Genomic DNA, 20,647 nt, shown 5'->3' with positions numbered 1-20,647 from the left:
CCCAACGCGGTCACCGCCATCACCTACCCCGGCCGCACCGACACCTACGCCTACGACGACGCCGGCCAACTCGCCGCCCGCACCGTCGACAACAAGCAAGCCACCTTCACCTGGAACCCGCTCGGCCAGCTCGACCAGGCCACCATCCAGGGCGCGGACACCGCCATGGTGTATGACGCCGCGGGCGAAAGGCTGATCCGCCACGACCCGGACGGCAGCACCACTCTTTACCTCGGCGCCGTCGAACTGCGTCTGTCCGCCGGTCAGGTCACCGGCAAGCGGTACTACGCCAGCAGCGACGGTTCCCTCGTGGCCATGCGCGAACCAGGTGGAGTCACCTGGCTGCTGGCCGGGCTGCACGGCAGCACCCAACTGGCCGTCAACGCCACCACCGGCAACGTCAGCCGCGAACGCTACCTGCCCTTCGGCCAGCGCCGCGGCACCGACGACCTGCCGTTCACCGACCGCGGCTTCCTCGGCAAGACCGAAGACGCCTCCACCGACCTCACCTACCTGGGCGCCCGCTACTACGACCCGACGATCGCCAAGTTCATCTCCACCGATCCCGAACTTGACCTCCGCACCCCTGAGTGGGCCAACGCGTACTCCTACGCCGCCAACAACCCCATCGACCAATCCGACCCCGACGGGCGTCGGGTGGACGCCGGCGGTGGCAGCTCAGATAAGAGCTACGGCTACTCCCGCAGCAAGAACCGGCCCAACGCCAACCAGAACCTCGCCAAAACCCATCACGCCAGCGGCAAGAAGAAGACCGCGCGTGAACGCAAAATCCATCGGCAACGGATCAAGGCGAACGAGAAGCAGCGCAAGGACATCGCCGCCTGGAAGAAGCGCGAAGCCGAGCGTTCTCGCTACCTCAGCCGTGAAGCGGGCATTGCAAAAGAGGACATCGAAGCATATCGCTGGATGCTGCAGAACCCGGGGATTTCCGACGAGAACGGCATGGTCAGCTCCAGATATCCGTCCATGCGGCAGACCGTGAAGAACCGCATCGGCGGCAAGACCCGTAGATCGATCGACAGTGAATCGTGCAGCAGCTTCGTACCCGGCACGCGAGTCCTCATGGCCGACGGCACCACCAAACCCATCGAGGACATCAGAGCCGGCGACACGATCATAGCCACAGACCCCAAGACCGGCAGAACCGCAGCCAAGTCAGTCCTATCGACTATCGCAAGCAAGGGCGCCAAAAACCTTATTACGATTACGGCGATGACCGGCGATCATGATGGCGAACTCTCTCGGACAGTGACCGCAACGGCAACTCATCCGTTCTGGGTTCCGGAGCTGGATGAATGGATTGAAGCAGGCAATCTGCAGAAGGGTATGTGGCTGCGGACATCGGCGGGGACGCGTGTCCAACTCTCGGCGACCGCTTCATGGTCGGGCAGCGACCAGCGTGTCTTCAATCTATCGGTTGCGGGTTTTCACACCTACCACGTAGCGGTCGGCGACCAAGACGCCCTCGTTCACAATGCGACCCCGTGCTTCAAGGGAGGCGTGTACACGCTTCGTGATGATACCGGTAAGGTAGTCCGGACCGGTAGAACAAATGATCTTGACCGTCGAAGGAGAGAGCATGCACGTAAGGAGGAGACATCTGATTACAAATTCCAAGTTGAATATCGGACGGATACATATGCCGAGCAGCGAGGGCTGGAGCAAGTTATCTGGGAGCAAAACGGGCGTCCCACGATGTCGGGTGTTCGGAGAACGGCGCCCATTGACCCGAGGAATAAGAAGAGAGATAGTTATATGGATGCGGCGAGAGATTACCTCGAAGGGCTCGATTAGTTAGTATGACATCCAAGCGAAAGCCGTATGGCGAGGGCGATATATTCGCAGTCCCACTACGTGGCAGTGGATTTGCTCTCGGCGTCGTCGCCCGAGTGGGCCGTTCAGGGATTACCTTGGGCTACTTTTTTGGACCTCGTCTGAACTGTATTCCCAATTCAGTCGAAGAAGGAGGGTTCAATTCGGAGGTTGCACTAAAGATATGCCTTTTCGGCGACCTTGGCCTAATCCAGGAGAAATGGAAAGTGTTGGGCCGTCTATCCAATTGGAATAGACAAAGCTGGCCCGTGCCTCGGTTTTGCCGAGACGGGAAGCTTTGTGTAACCTATGACGAATCTACATTGGAGGAGGTACGAGCGGAACGCATCCCTGGCGGCTGCGCACATTTGCCGGTAGATGGGCTAGAGGGTGCTGGCTATGTAGAGATTACATTGACTAAACTTCTTGCGCCTCAGCCTGGCTCCATGGCCTGATTCCCGTAAACGTTCATCCGTTCATCCTGGCCTCGATGACTCACGGGATGGCCGTCCCTTCTGACCGGATTCAGCTGGTGGAGTTTTTCGACCGATCGTCCTTTTCGCCGCGGGTCGGTCGCAGGCGGCCTGCCCGAGACGCTCGGGCAGGCGGCGGTTCCACGGGCCCTGTAACACCACCCCAATGCCCGCGATATGGATATAAGGGCGTTTCACGGGGGACTGGAGAGGTCTTCATGAGCGATTTGGCCGTCGTCACGCCCACCTACCGGCCCGACGCCGACCTCTTCGCCCACCTGCACCGCTCGGTCCTGGAGCACACCTCCGGCGATACCGTCCACCACGTGGTCGTGCCCGCCTCGGACCGTGCCCTGTTCGCCGGGTACGCGGGGCCGCGCTGCCGGGTGTGGACGTACCCCGAGATCCTCCCCCGCCGCATCACCCACCTGCCCGGCACCGCGCTCTGGATCGACCCGGCGCGGCCGTGGCCGCCGCTGCGCGGCTGGGTCGTCCAGCAGGCGGCGAAGATCGCCGTGACGGCCCGGCTGGACGCGCGGGTGGTGCTGGTGGCCGACTCCGACGTGGTCCTGGTCCGCGACGCCGGGCCCGAGCACTTCGTCCGCGACGGCCAGACCGTCCTGTACCGGGCCGACGGCGCGGTGCACGACGGCATGCCCGAGCACGTCACCTGGCACCGCGCCGCCCGTGACCTGCTCGGCCTGCCCGGCACCGCCGCCCCGCCGCTGCCCGACTACGTCAGCTCGCTGGCCTGCTGGGACCCGGCCGTGGTGCGCGCCATGATCGCGCGGATCGAGGAGGCCACCGGCCGCGACTGGCTGGGCGCCTTCACGGCCCACCTGCGGGTGTCGGAGTTCATCGTGTACGGGGTCTTCGTCGACGAGGTGCTGAAGACGTCGCCGCCCGGCGACACCGCGATGTGCCACAGCCGGTGGGACCGCACCCCGCTCGACCACGCCGGCGCCGTGGCCTTCGCCGAACGGCTGGGACCCCGGGCGATCGGCATGATGATCTCCGCCAAGTCGCGGACCCCCGTGGCGGCGCGTCTGGCCGCCATCCAGCGCTGCGCCCAGGTCACCGGACTCGATGGGAGCCCCCCTTGAGCAAGCTGGCGGTCATCACGCCGTCCTACGCCCAAGACGCCGAACTGTTCGCCCTCCTGCACCGGTCGGTGCTGGAGCACACCTCCGAGGACACCATCCACCACGTGTTCGTGCCGCCCGGCGACAAGGAACTGTTCGCCCCGTACCAGGGGCCGCGCTGCCACGTGTGGGTCCGCTCCGAACTGCTGCCCCGCCGCTACCTGCGAGTGCCCGGCACGGACGTGTACGTCAACTCCCGCCGCCCGTGGCCGCCGCTGCGCGGCTGGGTCATGCAGCAGACCGTCAAGATCGCCGCCGCCGGGCTGATCGACGCCGACGCCATGCTCATCGTCGACTCCGACGCGGTGCTGGTACGGCCGACCGACGCGACGTCGTTCACCCGGGACGGCCGGCTGTGCCTGTACCGCCTCGAAGAAGGCGTCACCGCCTCGATGGAGCGGCACGTGCTCTGGCACCACGTCGCGCGCGAGCTGCTCGGGCTGCCGCCACCGCCGCCGCCCCCGCTGCCCGACTACGTGACCGCGCTGACGTTCTGGGACCCGCAGATCGTGCGCGCCATGCAGCGGCGCATCACCGAGGTGACGGGACGGGACTGGCTGGACGCCTTCAACGCGCAGCTGCACGTCTCCGAGTTCATCCTGTACGGGGTCTTCGTGGACGAGGTGCTGAAGGCGGCGCCGCCGGTGAACACCTCGATCTGCCATCTGAGTTACCACCACGAGCCGTGGGACGAGGCGACGGCGGTGGCCTTCGCCGACCGGCTGGGGCCGGAGGCGGTGGGGATGATGCTCTCGGCCAAGTCGAACACGCCCATGGAGTCCAGGCTGGCGGCGATCCGGCGGTGCGCTCAGGTGGTGGAGTCGGGCTGACCCTCGCGGGTCACCACCTCGATCGGCCCGGTGTCCCCGCCGACGACCCGGAACTGCTGGGTGTCGCCGACGTCCTCGGCCTCGCCGGAAGCCTCGGCCTTGCCGGAAGCTTTGGCCGGGAGGGGGTCGCCTCCGGAGCTCAGCTCTTCCACCGTAAGGGGGAAGGCCGGGAGCGTGGTCCGTTCAAGGGGCGTTCCGTTGCGGCGCGGCGGCGCTTCGGCCCCCGCCCCGATTCCGTCGCCGGCGGAGTGACCGCTTCCGGGGGCCGCGGAGCCCGCAGGAGAGGCGACACCCACCGCCGCGATCCCGGCACCCTCGGGAGAGGCGACACCCTTCTCGGGGGCCGGCAGGCGGAGGCGGGAGGGGACGCCGAGCCGGGTGATCGCGAAGGCCAGGGCCAGGCCGAGCGTGACGCCGGCGAAGGCGCCGCCGGCGGCGGCCATCAGGCGGCCCTGGACGATGGGCTTGGGCACGGAGGCGGGCATGACGTCGAGGATGCCGATGTGCGTGCTGATCGGCGCGTCCAGGGCCACCTGCCGCTCGGCCAGCTCCAGCTTGACCCGCTGCTGCGCCTTGGCCATGACCTCCCTGACCACCCGCGGCGAGGTGCTCTCCACCTCGACGTACACGAACGGCCCGTTGGTGCTGATGCCCAGCAGGTCGGGGTTGGTGCGCCCGTCGTTGATCGTGAGGGAGGTCGGCCCGTCCTCGGCGACCCCGAGTGAGGCCGCGACCTCGGGCGCGTTGGTGGCCAGGATGAGGATGCCGGCCGTGGTCCGGAGCGCGTCGTTGAACTGCAGCAGCGGGTTGGTCAGCCCCGGCTTGGACTCGGGCAGGGTCTCCAGCGTGCCGCCGCTGGCGGGCACGGTGAGCACCATGGACGCGGTCGACACGTACCGGTCCGGGACCAGGAGCCAGCCGGCCAGGGCAAGCAGGACGGCCGCCACCACGACCGGGGGCCCGACGGACTTCCTCAGGGCCAGGCCGACAACGGTCTTCCAAAAGCCCACTACATCCGCCCCCGTCGCATATAACGGTACAAAGAGGAAATCGCACGGTTCATTCGGCGTGTTACACCAGGCGGGCGAGGGAGAGCAGCTTGCGGCCAACTCGTCGACCACGGTGCGTCACCGTCCGCCGCTGCCGTCGCGCGTACATCCTGAGCACCTCCACGCGCGCCCGCCGCCGCTGGTCCTCGGTGAGGCCCGCCCGGCCCAGCCAGGACAGCAGCTCCCGACACTGCAGCGTGTTGGCCAGGTGCGACTGCCAGGCGGGCACGCCGAGCCGCCTGGCCACGCCCGAGATGCGCTCCACCCGCCAGTTGCGGTGCGCCAGCACCTCGGGCACGTGCGCCCACGGCCCGGCGAGCGCCAGTTTGGCGGCGAACACCTCGTCCTCGCGCAGCATGTTGCGGCGCGGGATGCCGGTGGCCACCGAGCGGCGCAGCATCCCGTACAGCGGGTCGATCAGCAGGTGGCTCTCGTTCAGCAGCCTGAGCAGCTCGGCGAAGCGGGTCACCGGGTCGCCGGAGGACAGCGCGGTGCCGTCGTAGGCGGCGGTGCGCGGCACGCCGTCGGGGCCGGTGTAGGCGACCTGGGTGGTGACCAGCACGACCCGCTCGTCCGCGGCGAACGCGGCCAGCCCCCGGGAGACGCAGGGCGGGTCCAGCCGATCGTCGTCGCCGATCCAGCGCACGTACGCGCCGCGCGAGACGCGGGCGGCGTGCACGAAGTTGTTGAGCAGGCCGACGTTCTCCGGATGCCGGTGGTAGACGATCCGGGGGTCGGAGGCGGCCAGGTCGCGGCAGAGCTCCTCCGTGCCGTCGGTGGAGGCGTTGTCGGAGATGACCAGCTCCAGGTTCTGGTGGTCCTGGGCGAGCACCGACCCGATCACCCCCTCCAGCCGGTCGGCGCCGTTGCGCACCGGCAGCGCGATCGAGACCAGATCAGCGGCCGACATGGGCCCTCCCTCCGCGTACGAGATGCAGGAGCGCGGCGCGCGGCACCGCGACGAGCACGAACAGCAGCAGCCCGGCCCCGCCGGCGACGCACAGCTCCAGGAACGCCCCGTCGACCACGGTGGCGAGCCCGGCCATGGCCACCCCGGCGAGGACGGCGGCGAGCAGCGGCCTGGCCAGCCCGGCGGCGAACAGCCCGACGGGCACCCCGGCCCGGCGCAGCGCGAGCGCCAGCAGCGGCAGCGCCAGCACCACCGCGACCACCGCGTGCGCCGTCGCGGCCCCCTGGATGCCGCCCGTACGAGCGCCGACGAGCAGGGCGGGCACCAGCGCGAGCGCCCAGCACACGTTCACCCACAGGGTCGCCCTGGTGATGCCCAGCCCGGCCAGGATGTCGGTGATCAGCAGACTGAGCATCCGCACGGCCATCACGATCGCCAGGAACCGCAGCACCTGGGCCGAGGGCAGCCAGCGCGGCTCGTACAGGAACTCCACCAGCGCGGGTGCGAGCACGCACATGACCGCCGCGATCGGCAGCACGAGGCAGCCCAGCAGCGGGACCGCCCGCCGCACCCCCTCCCGGATCGCGGCCGGCCCTTCCTCGGCCAGCCGCGAGAAGCTGGGCAGCGCCACGTAGCGCAGGGCGGTGCCGATGATCCCCGGCACCCAGGCCGCGATGTTGTAGGCGAGCAGGTAGAAGCCGAGCTGGGCGGTGCCGAGGGTGTCGCCGACGATCACCACGTCGACGTTGAGCAGCAGCCCTTCGATGCCGAGCCCGACGCAGAGCGGCAGCCCGAAGCGGAGCAGCCGTGCGGCCAGCACCCGGTCGAAGCCGAACGCGATCCGCACCCGGGCGAGCACCAGCACCAGCACGCCGGTGAGCGCGGCCCCGCTGAGCTGCCCCCAGGCGAAGCTGTAGGCCCCGGCGCCGTCCGCGGCCAGGGTGATGGAGACGGCCGCGTTGGCGCCGAACCCGGCCAGGTTGGCCCAGGCCAGCTTGTCCTGCTCGAAGCGGCGCATCAGGGCGGCGCTGCGCACCGCCGTCAGCCCGTAGACGACGTTGGTGGCCATGAGGATGCGGATCACCCAGGTGGCGTCCTCGTTGCCGGCGAAGCTCGCGTAGAAGGGCGCGATCACCCAGAACAGCCCGTACAGGGTGAGGCTGGAGGCGATGGCGACGACGGTCGCGGTCGGCGCGATCTCCTCCAGCCTGCCGCGCCACTGCACGGTGGCGGCGATGACCCCGGCGTCGTTGACGTGGATGACGAACTGGCTGGCCGCCAGCGCGATGGCGAACACGCCGAAGTCGTCGTTCGTCAGCAGCCGGGCCAGGACCAGGCTCATCGCGAACGAGCCGGCCTTCATCACCACGTTGCCGAGCAGGCTCCAGCGCAGGCCGCGGCCCGCCTTGCGGCCGACCTCGCCGACGTCGCTCACGTACCGTCCTCGACCCTCTCCAGCCAGATCTCCCGCCAGAACGGGACGAACTCGCGCGGGCAGTTCGCGTTGTAGACCCCTTCGCAGACGAGGTCGTCGAGGATGATGCAGGGGTTCTTCATGTGCAGCATCCGCCCGGTCTTCTCGTCCAGGCAGCGCTCCACCCTGGCGCGCACCCTGGCGGTGCGGCCGCAGTGGCGTGCCATCTCCTCCTCGAAGCCGAGCCCGCGGTTGAGCAGGCCGTCGTCGAGCGTGGCGAGGATGTCGTCCTTGGGCCTGATCCTGACCAGCTCCCCCGGCTGGAGGTCGAGCTTGCCGGTGGGCGTGGTCCGGCCGGCCCGCCCTTCGACGAACCCCCAGCGCAGCCCTCGCCTGATCCACAGCCGGCGCGGCAGGATCTTCTTGCTCGCCTCCTGGAACCGGTTGAACAGCCCGACCAGGAACGCCCGCGCCACCGCGGGCGCCCCGGCGTTCCCGCTGCGCACGTCGGTGACGTACTGGCCGAGGTCGCGGAACGGCAGGCAGGTGGGCGCGGCCCTGAGCAGCTCGGTGGCCTGGCAGGAGTACGCGTCCGCGCCCTTGCGGGTGTTGACCTGGAGCAGCGGCAGCAGCCTCGGCGACGACGCGGCGGGCCGCGGCGGATCGCCCGGCTCGACCTTCCTGAGCCAGGCTTCCTTCCAGTAGAGGGAGCAGGCGGTCTGGCAGCCGCCGTGCGCGGCCCCGTCGCAGCGGGCGCCGGTGAGGTGGACGGCGCGCTCCATCTTGCGCATGCCGCTGCGGCTGATCGTGTCGCAGAGCTTGTGCGCCACCTTGTGCACGGTCAGCCGCCGCCCGCAGTAGCGCAGCATCTCCGGCATGAACGGCAGGTTCTCCAGCTCGCCCCGCTCGTCCAGCGTGGCCAGGATCTCCTCCCGGCCGCGGACCTCGACGAGGTCGCCCACACGCAGCTCCATCAGTCCTCCCGTTTGAGCAGCCCGGCGCCTTCGAGCGCGGCGGCGGCGTCGGCGACCATGTCGAAGGGCAAGCCCGACCGGTCCGCGACGTCCAGCAGGCTGTGGCCGCCGTCGGACTGGTTCAGCACCCATAACATCGCCAGCTGCGCCTCTCGCGTGTCACTGCGCCCGCCGATCGACCCGTACAGGCCGCGTCTGCCGAGCTGCGGCTCGCCGTACGGGCTGAGGTTCCGGTAGCGGCCGTCGCGTTCGAGCACGCGCACCGCCTCCCAGAGCGTCTCCAGCGTGTCGGCCATGGCTTCGGCGGTGACGAAGCCCGGGTGGTCGCCGGAGGTGTGGTACTCGGGGTAGCCCGCGTACGGGGTTCTGGTGAGGCTGCCGACCGGCAGGTCGAAGCCGGGCGAGCAGTACTGACGCTCGTCGTACCCGTACGGGGAGAAGTCGAGGATCGTGTGCGGCCGGCCGGCGAGCACGTGCGCCAGCGCGCGGTCCACGCCCGCGTCGCCGCGCCTGCTGCGCTTGTAGGTGAGCGGGCCGGGGTCGCCTGCGCAGGCGAGCGTCAGCCCGGCCCCGATCCGGCCGAGCCGGTCGCGGTTGCGCGCCAGCCAGGTGATCGCGCCGATCGTGCCGGGCGCGAACACGAACCGGTACGTCAGCCGCTGTGACGGCCGCTGTGCCTCCAGCCGGGCGGCGAGCGCGACGGCGACGGCGATCCCGGCCAGGTTGTCGTTGGCCAGCGACGGGTGGCACACGTGGCAGGAGATCAGCACCTCCTCGTCGCTGGTGCCGCGCACGACGTGCTCGCCGTAGGTGAGGTGCCCGTCGGCCAGCGTGGCGTCGATCAGCACCTCGTACGGCCCCTCGCCGAGCCCGTCGAGCGTCCGCTGACTGAGGCAGAACCCCCACGTCTCGCTGTAGTAGCTGGTCCGGTACGGCACCAGGTCCGGCTGGTCGGGCAGCGTGTGCAGCCGCGGCCGCAGCTCCTCCAGCGTGTACGTGCCGCGCACCGGCACGCTGTAGCCCACCACGTGCAGGTTGAGCCGCCGGAAGTCGATGACCCTGGCCCCGGAGGGATCCTTGACGTACGCGTCGCGGATGTTCCACTCCTTGGGCACCGTCCAGTCGAGCACCTGCGTCCCGGTGGGCACCTCGTGCACGTCGAGCGGCAGGTGCTCGCCGACGATCTCCAGCGTGCGGCGCACGCCGTCGCCGGTGATGGAGCGGCAGACCGGGTAGAGCCGCTCGACCAGGGCGTGCATCTCCTCACCGGTCACGCGCGCAGCTCCGGGGTGACGGTGCCGTCGGCGCGGCGGTCGGCGAGCCTGGCCAGCCGGGTGAAGCGCCGTTCGAAGCCGTGCGCGGTCAGCCCGTGCTCGCGGTAGGCGTCGGCCAGCTCGACCGCCCCCGCCTTGACCGTCCACCGGGCGTGGAAGCCGGGCAGCGCGGCCCTGATGCGGGAGAAGTCCACCCGGTACGAGCGCGGGTCGGCCCCGCTCTCACCGGTGATGAGCAGCTCAGCGCCGGGCACCGCCTCCACCACGTGCTCGGCGATCTCGGCGACGGTCAGGTTGTTCTGCTCCCAGCCGACGTTGAACGCCCGGTCGTGCACCGCCTCGCGCGGCGCGGCCAGCGCGGCGGCGAACGCCTCGGCGATGTCGGCCGCGTGCACCAGCGGCCGCCACGGCGTGCCGTCCGACAGGACCCGCACGGTGCCGGTCAGGTGGGCGTGCGCGACCAGGTTGTTCAGCACGATGTCGGCCCGCAGCCGGGGCGAGAACCCGAACGCGGTGGCGTTGCGCAGGTAGACCGGCGAGAAGTCGTCGTCGGCCAGCGCCGCCAGGTCGTCCTCCACCCGCACCTTCGACTCCGCGTACGGGGTGACCGGCCGCAGCGGCGCGTCCTCGCCCAGCAGCTCGTCCCCGCCCGAGGCCCCGTACACCGAGCAGGTGGAGGCGTACAGGAAGCGGCGCACGCCCGCGTCCCGCGCCAGCCTGGCCAGCCGGACGGAGGCCGTGTGGTTGATGGCGTAGGTCAGCTCGGGGGCCAGCGCGCCCAGCGGGTCGTTCGACAGCGCCGCCAGGTGGACCACCGCGTCGAAGCCGTCGAGCAGCCCGGCGGGCACGTCGCGCAGGTCCGTCCGGTGGCCCGGCGGATCCGCGGGATCCGGGCCCAGCACGCAGTCGGCGAACAGCCCGGAGTCGAGCCCGGTCACCTCGTGGCCGGCGGCGGCGAGCACCGGCGCCATCACGGTGCCCAGGTATCCCAGGTGCCCGGTGAGCAGAACGCGCATGCGGATCAGCCTCCAGCGAGGTCGAGAGTGAGTTTGCGCAGGTAGAAGGCCTCGGCGTAGCGCGTCTGGCATTCGATCCCGCGGATCCTGGCCAGCCCGGTGAACGCCTCCCTGTCGAACCAGGAGCGGCGGCGCTGCGACGGGTAGTGCTCCCACAGCAGGGCGACCTTGGCCTCGGCGACCGCCGGCATGAGCGGCTGGTAGGCGTTCGGGCGGCCGAGGTCGCCGTCCCACTTGACGATCTCGTACCCGAGCACCAGGTGGTCGCGGAACGCGGTGGTCACCAGCTCCGCCAGCCCCCGGTGGTCCTGGTGGGCGTCGCCGGGGTGCGGCGCGAGGATCAGGTCGGGCGAGATCCTGACGCGCAGGTCCTCCACCGCCCGCTTGGCCTCGTCCCAGTGCGCGGGCAGCCGCCCGTCGGGCATCTTGCCGACCGTCACGCGCAGGTCGGCGCCGGGGCAGAAGGCCGCGAGCGCGTCGCGTTCCTCGCTCTCGCGCTGGGTGCCGCCGCCCGACAGCACCAGCGCCTCCACCCGGATCCCCGGACGGGCGGCGCAGAGCGTGAGCAGCGTGCCGCCGGCGCCGATGGCGACGTCGTCGCAGTGCGCGCCGAGTACGGCGATCCGGCGCAGCTCGCCGGGCACCAGGTCGATCATGCGGCGGGCTCCCAGACGGCCCACGGCCGGTCGCCGCGGGCGTAGGCGCGGTCCAGCTCGACGCGCTGGTTGACGGTGTCGGTGGGCCGCCAGTAGCCGCGGTACGGGTACGCGAGCAGCCGGCCGCGCTTGGCCAGCTCCCGGCAGCCGTCGACGAGCAGGTCACCGCCCTCCGGGATGTGGTCGAAGATCTCCTGGCGCAGGACGAAGTAGCCGCCGTTCACCCATAACGGCATCTCGGTGACGGCGGTGATCTGCCCGACCAGGCCGCCCTCCTCGACCTCCACGCAGTGGAAGGTGCCGGGCGGCGGCACCACCATCAGCGAGGCGCCCGCGTCCGACCGGGCGAACCGGTCGATCATGTCGGGCAGCGGCGCGTCGCTCAGCACGTCGGCGTAGTTGGCCAGGAACATCTCGTCCCCGCCGAGATGCTCGCGGACCCGGCGCAGCCGCTCGCCGATGGACGACTCGACGCCGGTGTGCACGAACGAGATCGTCCAGTCGGAGATGTCGTTGGCCAGCAGCTCGACCCGGCCCTGCCGGAGCACGAAGTCGTTGGACGCGGTCTCCTCGTAATGGAGGAAGAAGTCCTTGATCTGGTGGGCCCCGTAGCCGAGGCAGAGCACGAACTCCTTGTGCCCCCAGTGCGCGTAGTAGCGCATCACGTGCCAGATCAGCGGTCTCGGGCCGACGAGCTGCATGGGCTTGGGCGCGTCCCCGGGTGCGCCGGTGCGCATCCGCGTGCCGTACCCGCCGCAGAAGAGGACGACCTTCACACGACCTCCAACTCGGGGATGGGGAAGACCAGCCGGCCGCCCCAGTCGTGGACATAGGAGAGCTGCCCGACCAGCTCGTCCCGCAGGTTCCAGGGCAGGACGAGCACGTAGTCGGGCCGGTCGGCGGCGATCCTGCCGGGCTCGAAGACCGGGATGCGCGCGCCGGGGGTGAACTTGCCGTGCTTGTACGGGTTGCGATCCACCGTGTAGGCGAGCAGGTCGGGCCGGACACCGCAGTGGTTGAGCAGCGTGTTGCCCTTGCCGGGCGCCCCGTAGCCGACCACGGTCCTGCCGGCCTCGGCCGCGCCGACGAGGAAGCCCAGCAGGTCGCGCCGGACCTTGGCGACCCGGGCCGCGAAGCCCAGGTAGCCGGACAGGTCGTGCAGCCCGGCGGCCTTCTCCAGGGCCAGCGCGTCGCGCACCCGCTGCCCCGGCGTGCCCTCCGGCCGCGCCCAGAGCCGGATCGAGCCGCCGTGGGTGGGCAGCAGCTCGACGTCCACCAGCGTCAGCCCGCCGCTCGCCAATGCCCGCTGGGCCGAGGCGACCGTGTAGTACTGGAAGTGCTCGTGGTAGATCGTGTCGTACTGGTTGCGCTCGATCAGCGTGAGCAGGTGCTGCACCTCGATCGACACCCACCCGTCGTCGGCGACGAGCGTGCGCAGCCCTTCGGTGAAGCCGACCACGTCGGGGATGTGCGCGTACACGTTGTTCGCCACCACGTGGTCGGCCCTGCCGTGCTCCCGCACGACCGCCCTGGCCGTCTCGGGGGTGAGGAACGCGGTCACCGTGGGCACGCCGGCCCGGCGGGCGGCCTCGCCCACGTTCACCGACGGCTCGATGCCCAGGCAGCGCACGCCCCGCTCGACCACGTGCCGCAGCAGGTAGCCGTCGTTGCTGGCCACCTCCACCACGAACGCGCCCGGCCGCAGCGGCAGCCCGGTCACGAACGCGCGCGCGTGCTCCACCCACGACGTCGAGTAGGAGGAGAAGTAGGCGTAGTCGGTGAACGTCTCCTCCGGCGTGATCAGCGGCGGCAGCTGCGCCAGCCAGCACGCGGTGCACACCCGCAGGTGCAGCGGGTAGGTGACCTCGGGCTCGTCGAGCTGCGCGGCGGTGAGAATCCGCTCGCACGGCGGGGTGGCCCCCAGGTCCACCACCGAGGCCAGGTCGCCGGCCCCGCAGAGGCGGCAGGTCGTCATGCCATCGCTCCCTTGTAGAACTCCCGGCACCGCTCGTACGAGGGCAGCAGCCCGGCGTCGAGCGCCTCCTTCAGCGAGGGCGCCGCCGCGTCCTTCTCCGACAGCACCGGCTCCAGCTCGGCGGGCCAGGCGATGCCGAGGTCCGGGTCGAGCGGGTGCACGCCGTGCTCCCTGGCCGGGGTGTACGGAGCCGTGCACAGGTAGACGACGGTCGCCCGGTCGCTCAGCGTGATGAACCCGTGGCCGAGCCCTTCCGCGATCAGCGTCGCGGTGCGCTCCTCGTCGTCCAGCACCGCCGCCTCCCACCGGCCGAACGTGGGCGAGCTCGCGCGCAGGTCCACCACCACGTCCAGGATCGCCCCGGACACGCACATCACGTACTTCGCCTGCCCCGGCGGCACGTCCGCGAAGTGCAGCCCCCGCAGCACCCCCCGCCGCGAGACGGAACAGTTGACCTGGGCGAGCTCGAACGCCCGGGGCAGCAGATCCGCGCGCAGGGCCTCCGCGAACGCGCCCCGGGTGTCGTGATGCACGACCGGAGTGTGCAGCCAGGCGCCGTCGATGCCGAGAGGCTTCACCAGCCCACCTTCCCGACCGCCTGCCCGGCGTGCGGCGCCCTCCCGGTCAGCACCGGCCAGGCGGCGTGCAGGGCGTCGCGCCAGTGCCGGATCGGTTCGCCTCTCGTGACGGCGAGCAGGCTGGTGGCGGGGCGCCGGGCCGGGCGGGGGAAGGCCGTCGAAGGCACCGGCCGGACCCGGTCCGGGTCCTCGCCCAGCAGGGCGAACACCTCCCTGGCCAGCCCGTACCAGGTGGTCTCGCCGGCGCTGACCGCGTGGTAGACCCCCGGCGGCAGGTCCGACTGGGCCAGCCGGACCAGGTGGTCGGCCAGGTCGGCGGACCAGGTGGGCTGGCCGCGCTGGTCGTCCACGACGTCCACAAGGGGGCGGGTGGCCGCCAGCCGCGTCATCGTGCGGACGAAGTTCGGCCCGCCCGCGCCGTAGAGCCAGGCCGTGCGGACCACGTACTGCCCGTGCTCCAGCGCCGCCCGCTCACCCGCCAGCTTCGTCCGGCCGTAGGCGTTGACCGGCGAGGGCTCCGCGTCCTCCGGGTACGGCCCGGCGGCCGTGCCGTCGAAGACGTAGTCCGTCGACAGGTGCACCAGCCGCGCCCCGGCCCGCTCGCAGACCCGGGCCAGCGTGCGCACCGCCGTGCCGTTGACCTCCATGGCCTCGGTCTCGCGCGTCTCGGCCAGGTCGACCGCCGTCCAGCCGGCGCAGTTGACCACCACTCTCGGCCGGTAGGCGCCGACGAAGTCGCGCACCGCGCGGGCGTCGCACAGGTCCAGCTCGTCGCGGCCGAGCGCGAGCACCGGCTCCCCCGTCACGGCGATCCGGTGCAGCACGTCGGCGGCCAGCATGCCCCGGCCGCCGGTGACCAGCCATCTCATAAGCCGGCCCACCAGTCGCGGTTGGCCGCGTACCAGCGGACGGTCTCCTTCAGCCCCTGCTCGAACGGGATCCGCGGCCGGTAGCCGAGCCCGCGCAGCTTCCCGTCGTCCAGCGAGTACCGCCGGTCGTGTCCCTTGCGGTCCTCGACGTGTTCCACCATGTCCCACCCCTTGCCGCACGCCTCCAGAAGGCGGCCGGTCAGCTCCCTGTTCGTCAGCTCGGCGGTGCCCGCGATGTGGTAGACCTCGCCCGGTTCGCCCACCTCGGCCACCAGGCGGATGCCCGCGCAGTGGTCCTCGACGTGGATCCAGTCGCGCACGTTCCCGCCGTCGCCGTAGAGCGGCACCTTCCGGCCGCGCATCAGGTTCGTCACGAAGAGCGGGATGACCTTCTCCGGGTACTGGCGCGGACCGTAGTTGTTGCCGCACCGGGTGATCGACACGTTCAGCCCGTACGTGATCGCGTACGACCGGGCGATGAGGTCGCCGCCCGCCTTCGACGCCGCGTAGGGGGAACGCGGTCGCAGCGGCGCGTCCTCCGTCCACGACCCCTCGTCGATCGTCCCGTACACCTCGTCGGTGGAGACCTGCACCACCCGCGGCACCCCCGCGTCCAGGCACGCCTGCAGCAGCGTCTGCGTGCCGAGCACGTTCGTGCGGACGAACTCGGCCGCGCCGTCGATCGACCGGTCGACGTGCGACTCGGCCGCGAAGTTGACCACCAGGTCGTGGCCCGGCACCACCTCGGCCAGCAGGCCCGCGTCGCAGACGTCGCCGTGCACGAACGTGTGCGCGGCGCCGTCCAGGTTGGCGCGGTTGCCCGCGTAGGTGAGCTTGTCCAGCACCGTCACGTCGGCGCCGGCGAGCCCGTGGACGAAGTGCGAGCCGATGAACCCCGCACCGCCGGTCACCAGGATCCTCTTCATGAACTGATCTGTACCTTGCTGTGATCGCCCAGCACGAGCCGGTGGGCCCTCGGCGTGTCGGGCGCCCGGGTGACCTCGACGTCGTGGCCGATGAGCGACTGCTCGATCCGGCCCACCCCGTCGATCGACGCCCTCGGCATCAGGATCGAGTACTCGACCTCGCTGCGCGTCACCGCGCAGCCCGCCCCGATCGAGGTGTACGGGCCCACGTACGAGTCGCGGACGACCGCGCCCGCCCCGACGATCGCCGGGCCGACCAGCCGTGACCGCTCCACGACGGCGCCCGCCTCGACCCGCACCCGGCCGATCAGCTCGCTGGCGGCGTCGACCCGGCCGTACGTCCCCGCGTCGAGCCACTCCAGCACGAGCCGGTTCACTTCCAGCATGTCGGCGACGTTGCCGGTGTCCTTCCAGTAGCCGGTGATCACCGACGACTCCACCCGCAGCCCGGTCTCCAGGAGCCACTGGATCGCGTCGGTGATCTCCAGCTCACCCCGCCACGACGGCTTCAGCTCGGCCACCGCCGCGTGCACGGCCGGGCTGAACAGGTAGACGCCGACCAGCGCGAGGTCGCTCTTCGGGGACGCCGGTTTCTCCTCCAGGCGGACGACCCGGCCGGCCGCGTCCAGCTCGGCCACCCCGAACTGCCTCGGGTCGCCGACCCGGGTGAGCATGATCTGCGCCGCCGGCCGCTCACTGGCGAAGCGCTCCACCAGGCCGGTGATGCCGCCCACGACGAAGTTGTCACCCAGGTACATGACGAAGTCGTCGTCGCCCAGGTAGTCGCGGGCGATCAGCACGCCGTGCGCCAGCCCGAGCGGCGCCTCCTGGCGCAGGTAGGTGACCTCCAGCCCGAAGGCGGAGCCGTCGCCGACGGCCGCCTCGATCTCCGCCCAGGTGTCGCCCACCACGAGCCCCGCCTCGCGGATCCCGGCGGCGGCGATCGCCTCCAGTCCGTAGAACAGCACCGGTTTGTTCGCGACCGGCACGAGCTGCTTGGCCGAGGTGTGCGTGATCGGCCTCAGCCGTGTGCCCGACCCCCCGGCGAGCACGAGTGCTTTCACCGTCAGTACGCCCCTTCTCCACGCGCCACCACGGACCAGGTCTTCCACAGGATCTGCAGGTCGAGGACGAGCGACCAGTTCTCCACGTACCGCAGATCGAGCCGGACCGACTCCTCCCAGGTCAGGTCGGAGCGGCCGCTGACCTGCCAGAGCCCGGTCATGCCCGGCTTGACGACGAGGCGGCGGCGCACGTCGGCGCCGTACTGGGCGACCTCCTCGCGCAGCGGCGGCCGCGGGCCCACCAGCGACATCTCGCCGCGCACCACGTTGAGCAGCTGCGGCAGCTCGTCCAGTGAGTAGCGGCGCAGGAAAGCGCCGATCCCGGTGATCCTTGGATCGTTCCGCATCTTGAACAGCACGCTGTCGAACTCGTTCGCGCCGGCCAGCCCGTCCTTGAGCCGCTCCGCGTCCGTGACCATGGTCCGGAACTTGACCAGCCGGAACTCCTTGCCGCGCCGGCCCACCCTGGTCTGGTGGAAGAGCGCCGGTCCGGCGCTCGTGACCCGGATCAGCACCGCGATGGCGAGCAGCGGCAGGGCCAGCACGAGCAGCGCCGCCACCGCGACCAGCCGGTCGAACACGCTCTTGACGAACTGTCTCGCCCCGTCGAACTCGGGGTGCTCCACGTGCATCAGCGGCATCCCGGCGACCGGGCGGATGCTGATCCGCGGCCCGGCCACGTCGAGCAGCGCCGGGGCGACGAACAGGTCGGTGCGTGAGGTCTCCAGGCTCCACGCCAGCCGGCGCAGCGCCGCCCCGTCCAGTTCGGGGCAGGCGAGCACGGCGACCGCGTCCGCCCCGGTGCGCGTCACCACGCCGGCGACGTCCGCGAACGTGCCCAGGATCGGGATCCCGTCCAGGTCGTCGTCCTGCCGCTCGGCCGGCAGGCAGGCGCCCACGACCCGCATCCCGTGGTACGGCTGCCGGCGGAACTGCATCACCAGGTCGAGGATCGACTCCCGGTGGCCGACCGCGATGACCTCGCGCATGTACTCGCCCACCGCTCTCCTGCGGTGCAGGCGTTTACGCATCCGGTAGCGGAAGCAGAGCGTGGCGATCAGCGCCAGCGGCAGCATGGCCAGCACGAAGCTGCGCGCGATCACCGTCTGCGTGGCGTAGGCGCCGATGGCCACGGCCGCCATCAGCCCGACGCCGCCGTTGAGCACCGCCTTGAACTCGTCCGTGCCTTCCCCGTTGGCCCGCTGCCGGTAGGCGCCGCCGAGCGCGAGCGCGACCGGCCAGGCGGCGACCAGCCCGACGCCGAGGAGGAACTCCTCCGCCGGGATGTAGACGCCGTTGAGCAACCGGATGCCGAGCACGACCGCACACGCCAGCAGCACGCACGCGGTGTCCCCGGATAACAGGAGCCGCAGGTAAGCGCGCGTCCAGATGCTCGACGCATGGCGTGGTACGGCTTCGAGGAGCACGACAGCGGACTCCCCAGTCCCCACCCTCATAGCACCACCCAGAATCTTCGTACACCGCGTAACACCAGATGTTCCTTGACTGTTTTCACGGGTCCGGGAAGTCCCATGATTATCAAGGGCGGCGGCCCCCACTAAAGAGTAAAGATCAACCCAGTGATGGGGAATATCGCGATATGTCCACAATCGGACGAAGGTCAGCGGCCGTCAGGGCTTGACGGAACGATCCACAAGTGATCTCTTGAGGGTGGTAAATCATGGCATTACGGCCATATTCCTGCGGAATTACGGCGCGGCAAAACCGCTAGTCGTATTCCAGATCCGGCAATGCGGACGGCGGATCGGGGCTCCGCCACACGACCACAACCCCGTCGTGCTGCGCGTCGCTCGCCATCGTCAACCGGTCGAGGTCGAAATCGGGCAGGTAACGTAACCGGGCGAGAAATGTCGCGTCCGTCGCCGAACGCGGCACCACGCATCCCTCGCCGTCGCGGTCGAGGAGAACGTAAAGGACGTCGGAGTCCGTCTCGGTGACCACACGGACCTCCACCACGTCCTCCCACGCGAGGGCCTCGACGCTCCCGTCGGCGTAGTGACGGGTGACGCCCTCTTCCGTGACGTACACGTAGGAGTCCGGCATCGGATTGCCGTGCATGGCCGCGATTCTTGCGAGTTCGGGGGCTGTCCCGCAAGGGTTCGCGCGTACCGGGCCGCCTGCTCAGGCACCCCAGGTATGGGAGAGGTGCGCCGCCACGGCCGCGCGGGCGGCGTCGGCCGGGCCGGTCGCGATGGCGTCGAGCAGCTCGCGGTGCTCGCGCACCAGCACGTCCCTGTCTTCGTAGACCCGGCGCAGCCGCACCAGCCCGAGCCGGGTCTCGGCCGCCAGCGCGCCGTAGAGCCGCACCAGCCTCGGGCTGCCCACCGCCTCGATCAGCGCCTCGTGCAGCGCCATGTGCTCCGCCACCGACTCCGACCACGGCGCGCCGGGGTCGAGCGCGGCCATCCTGTCGAGCGCCGCGTCGGCCTCGGCCACCCGCCGCCCGGCCAGCGCGTCCGCCATCAGGCCCTCCAGCGGCCGCCGGACGAACATCAGGTCGTCCAGGTCGGCCGGCGTCACCTCGGGGACGTAGGCGCTGCGGTTGCGCTCCCGCCGGAGCAGCCCCTCGTGGACCAGCCGGGCCAGCGCCTCGCGCACCGTCGGCCGCGCCACCCCGTAGGCGGCGGCGATCTCCTGCTCGGGCAGCGGCGTGCCGGGCTCGATCTCGCCGGACAGCACACGGCCGCGCAGCGCGTCGACGAGCGCGCCGACGGCGGAGACGGGTCTGATCGGGGTCCGCACGGGTGCGACTCTAACGCCCCGCCGGGGCCTCCGACCCCTCTCGTACGATCACCCGCCGCCTCTCCGGCAGGGCCACCGCCACCAGGCTGACCGCCAGCAGGGCCAGCCCCGCCACCGAGACCGGGGCCAGCCGCTCGCCCAGCACCACCAGGCCGAGCAGCGCCGCCACGGCCGGCTCGGCCAGCGCCAGCGTGGCGGCCGTGGCAACCGGCGTGGTCCGCAGCCCTCTCCCGTACAGGAAGTAGGACAGCGCGGTCGTCCCCACCCCCAGGTAGAGGGCGGCGAGCAGGCCGCGGGGCTCCCCGAGCCAGCCCACGCCCTGCCAGAGCAGGACCGGCAGCATGATCACCGCGGCGCCGCCGAACAGCACTCCCATGACCGCGTTCGACTCCGCGCCCGCGCCGATCGCGCCGGCCGCGCTGACCGCGTAGAACGCGTAGAGCAGCCCGCCGAGCAGCGCCAGCAGCACCCCGGACACGACCTGACCGCCCGCCTCGGCCCCGCCGCCGACGATCAGCGCGACGCATCCGGCCACGGCCGCGGCGGTGGCCGCCGCCCAGCGCGGGCTGGGCCGGTGCCGGTGCAGCGCCCAGGAGAGCAGCCCGGTGAAGACGGGCCCGCTGCCGATCGCCACCACCGTGCCGATCGCCACGCCGGTGCGCGCGACGGCGGCGAAGAAGCAGAGCTGGTAGGCGGCCACGGCCACGGCGGCCAGCAGCAGCCCCGGGCGGAGCGCCGTCCTGAGCCCGGACCGGGCGAGCAGCGCCAGCGCGGCCCCGCCGATGACCAGCCGGGCGGCGGCCAGGGCGACGGAGTCGGCCGAGACGAGCAGGCCCGCGGTGCCGGCGGTCCCCCAGAGCACGGCGGCCGCGACGACGGAGAGCGGGCCATTCTTCATGCC

At 71.0% G+C, this 20,647-nt stretch carries 21 protein-coding genes; 4 read left to right on the top strand and 17 right to left on the bottom strand.

Going from position 1 to position 20,647, the window contains the following annotated elements:
- The 4 genes from ACIBF7_RS08025 to ACIBF7_RS08010 all read left to right on the top strand — a co-directional run.
- On the top strand, positions 1-1,815 hold a 1,815-nt coding region (locus ACIBF7_RS08025; RefSeq protein WP_397196699.1), incomplete at its 5' end, for a polymorphic toxin-type HINT domain-containing protein.
- A 5-nt stretch (positions 1,816-1,820) separates the two neighbouring features.
- Positions 1,821-2,288: an Imm26 family immunity protein gene (locus ACIBF7_RS08020; protein ID WP_397196698.1), complete on the top strand. Its 468-nt coding sequence runs from the start codon at positions 1,821-1,823 to the stop codon at positions 2,286-2,288.
- Positions 2,289-2,524: 236 nt separating this feature from the next.
- Positions 2,525-3,409: a DUF6492 family protein gene (locus ACIBF7_RS08015; RefSeq protein WP_364234807.1), complete on the top strand. Its 885-nt coding sequence runs from the start codon at positions 2,525-2,527 to the stop codon at positions 3,407-3,409.
- Positions 3,406-4,278 carry a DUF6492 family protein gene (locus ACIBF7_RS08010; protein WP_397196697.1) on the top strand — a complete coding sequence of 291 codons (873 nt, stop codon included), beginning with the start codon at positions 3,406-3,408 and terminating at the stop codon, positions 4,276-4,278. The genes ACIBF7_RS08015 and ACIBF7_RS08010 overlap by 4 nt, the downstream gene beginning before the upstream one ends.
- Here ACIBF7_RS08010 and ACIBF7_RS08005 read toward each other — a convergent pair.
- From ACIBF7_RS08005 to ACIBF7_RS07925, 17 genes are all read right to left on the bottom strand, one after another.
- Entirely contained in the window at positions 4,257-5,288 is a 1,032-nt protein-coding gene (locus ACIBF7_RS08005; protein WP_397196696.1) for a hypothetical protein, read from the bottom strand. The genes ACIBF7_RS08010 and ACIBF7_RS08005 overlap by 22 nt on opposite strands.
- Before the next feature lie 61 nt (positions 5,289-5,349).
- Positions 5,350-6,237, bottom strand: coding sequence for a glycosyltransferase family 2 protein (locus ACIBF7_RS08000; RefSeq protein ID WP_219544898.1), 888 nt, complete (start codon positions 6,235-6,237; stop codon positions 5,350-5,352).
- Positions 6,224-7,672, bottom strand: a complete 1,449-nt coding sequence (locus ACIBF7_RS07995; RefSeq protein ID WP_397196695.1) for an oligosaccharide flippase family protein — start codon at positions 7,670-7,672, stop codon at positions 6,224-6,226. The genes ACIBF7_RS08000 and ACIBF7_RS07995 overlap by 14 nt, the downstream gene beginning before the upstream one ends.
- Positions 7,669-8,625 carry a hypothetical protein gene (locus ACIBF7_RS07990; protein WP_364234796.1) on the bottom strand — a complete coding sequence of 319 codons (957 nt, stop codon included), beginning with the start codon at positions 8,623-8,625 and terminating at the stop codon, positions 7,669-7,671. Before ACIBF7_RS07990 ends, ACIBF7_RS07995 begins: the two co-directional genes overlap by 4 nt.
- On the bottom strand, positions 8,625-9,899 hold the full coding sequence (locus ACIBF7_RS07985; RefSeq protein ID WP_397196694.1) for a DUF4910 domain-containing protein: 1,275 nt from the start codon (positions 9,897-9,899) through the stop codon (positions 8,625-8,627). The genes ACIBF7_RS07990 and ACIBF7_RS07985 overlap by 1 nt, the downstream gene beginning before the upstream one ends.
- Complete coding sequence (locus tag ACIBF7_RS07980; protein WP_397196693.1) at positions 9,896-10,915, bottom strand: NAD-dependent epimerase/dehydratase family protein; 1,020 nt, start codon at positions 10,913-10,915, stop codon at positions 9,896-9,898. The genes ACIBF7_RS07985 and ACIBF7_RS07980 overlap by 4 nt, the downstream gene beginning before the upstream one ends.
- Before the next feature lie 5 nt (positions 10,916-10,920).
- Complete coding sequence (locus ACIBF7_RS07975; RefSeq protein WP_364234787.1) at positions 10,921-11,571, bottom strand: PIG-L deacetylase family protein; 651 nt, start codon at positions 11,569-11,571, stop codon at positions 10,921-10,923.
- The gene (locus ACIBF7_RS07970) at positions 11,568-12,347 is read right to left on the bottom strand and encodes a glucose-1-phosphate cytidylyltransferase (RefSeq protein ID WP_148036436.1); all 780 of its coding nucleotides are present in this window, start codon (positions 12,345-12,347) and stop codon (positions 11,568-11,570) included. The genes ACIBF7_RS07975 and ACIBF7_RS07970 overlap by 4 nt, the downstream gene beginning before the upstream one ends.
- The gene (locus ACIBF7_RS07965) at positions 12,344-13,546 is read right to left on the bottom strand and encodes a class I SAM-dependent methyltransferase (protein ID WP_397196692.1); all 1,203 of its coding nucleotides are present in this window, start codon (positions 13,544-13,546) and stop codon (positions 12,344-12,346) included. The genes ACIBF7_RS07970 and ACIBF7_RS07965 overlap by 4 nt, the downstream gene beginning before the upstream one ends.
- Positions 13,543-14,124: a dTDP-4-dehydrorhamnose 3,5-epimerase family protein gene (locus ACIBF7_RS07960; protein WP_397196691.1), complete on the bottom strand. Its 582-nt coding sequence runs from the start codon at positions 14,122-14,124 to the stop codon at positions 13,543-13,545. The genes ACIBF7_RS07965 and ACIBF7_RS07960 overlap by 4 nt, the downstream gene beginning before the upstream one ends.
- Positions 14,121-14,993, bottom strand: a complete 873-nt coding sequence (rfbD, locus tag ACIBF7_RS07955) for a dTDP-4-dehydrorhamnose reductase (RefSeq protein ID WP_397196690.1) — start codon at positions 14,991-14,993, stop codon at positions 14,121-14,123. Before rfbD ends, ACIBF7_RS07960 begins: the two co-directional genes overlap by 4 nt.
- Positions 14,990-15,919 carry a dTDP-glucose 4,6-dehydratase gene (gene rfbB / locus ACIBF7_RS07950; protein ID WP_219544890.1) on the bottom strand — a complete coding sequence of 310 codons (930 nt, stop codon included), beginning with the start codon at positions 15,917-15,919 and terminating at the stop codon, positions 14,990-14,992. Before rfbB ends, rfbD begins: the two co-directional genes overlap by 4 nt.
- Positions 15,916-16,983: a glucose-1-phosphate thymidylyltransferase gene (locus tag ACIBF7_RS07945; protein WP_148036431.1), complete on the bottom strand. Its 1,068-nt coding sequence runs from the start codon at positions 16,981-16,983 to the stop codon at positions 15,916-15,918. The genes rfbB and ACIBF7_RS07945 overlap by 4 nt, the downstream gene beginning before the upstream one ends.
- Positions 16,984-16,985: 2 nt before the next feature.
- Complete coding sequence (locus ACIBF7_RS07940; RefSeq protein ID WP_397196689.1) at positions 16,986-18,440, bottom strand: sugar transferase; 1,455 nt, start codon at positions 18,438-18,440, stop codon at positions 16,986-16,988.
- Between the two features lie 271 nt (positions 18,441-18,711).
- Positions 18,712-19,062, bottom strand: coding sequence for a hypothetical protein (locus tag ACIBF7_RS07935; protein WP_219544887.1), 351 nt, complete (start codon positions 19,060-19,062; stop codon positions 18,712-18,714).
- Positions 19,063-19,125: 63 nt separating this feature from the next.
- Positions 19,126-19,746 carry a GntR family transcriptional regulator gene (locus ACIBF7_RS07930; protein ID WP_271274834.1) on the bottom strand — a complete coding sequence of 207 codons (621 nt, stop codon included), beginning with the start codon at positions 19,744-19,746 and terminating at the stop codon, positions 19,126-19,128.
- A 10-nt stretch (positions 19,747-19,756) separates the two neighbouring features.
- On the bottom strand, positions 19,757-20,644 hold the full coding sequence (locus ACIBF7_RS07925; protein WP_397196688.1) for a DMT family transporter: 888 nt from the start codon (positions 20,642-20,644) through the stop codon (positions 19,757-19,759).
- Positions 20,645-20,647 lie beyond the last annotated feature (3 nt).

The sequence above is a fragment of the Nonomuraea sp. NPDC050478 genome (genome assembly GCF_044458265.1).
Taxonomy (GTDB): domain Bacteria; phylum Actinomycetota; class Actinomycetes; order Streptosporangiales; family Streptosporangiaceae; genus Nonomuraea; species Nonomuraea ferruginea.
This window is presented reverse-complemented; position numbering and strand designations above follow the sequence as displayed.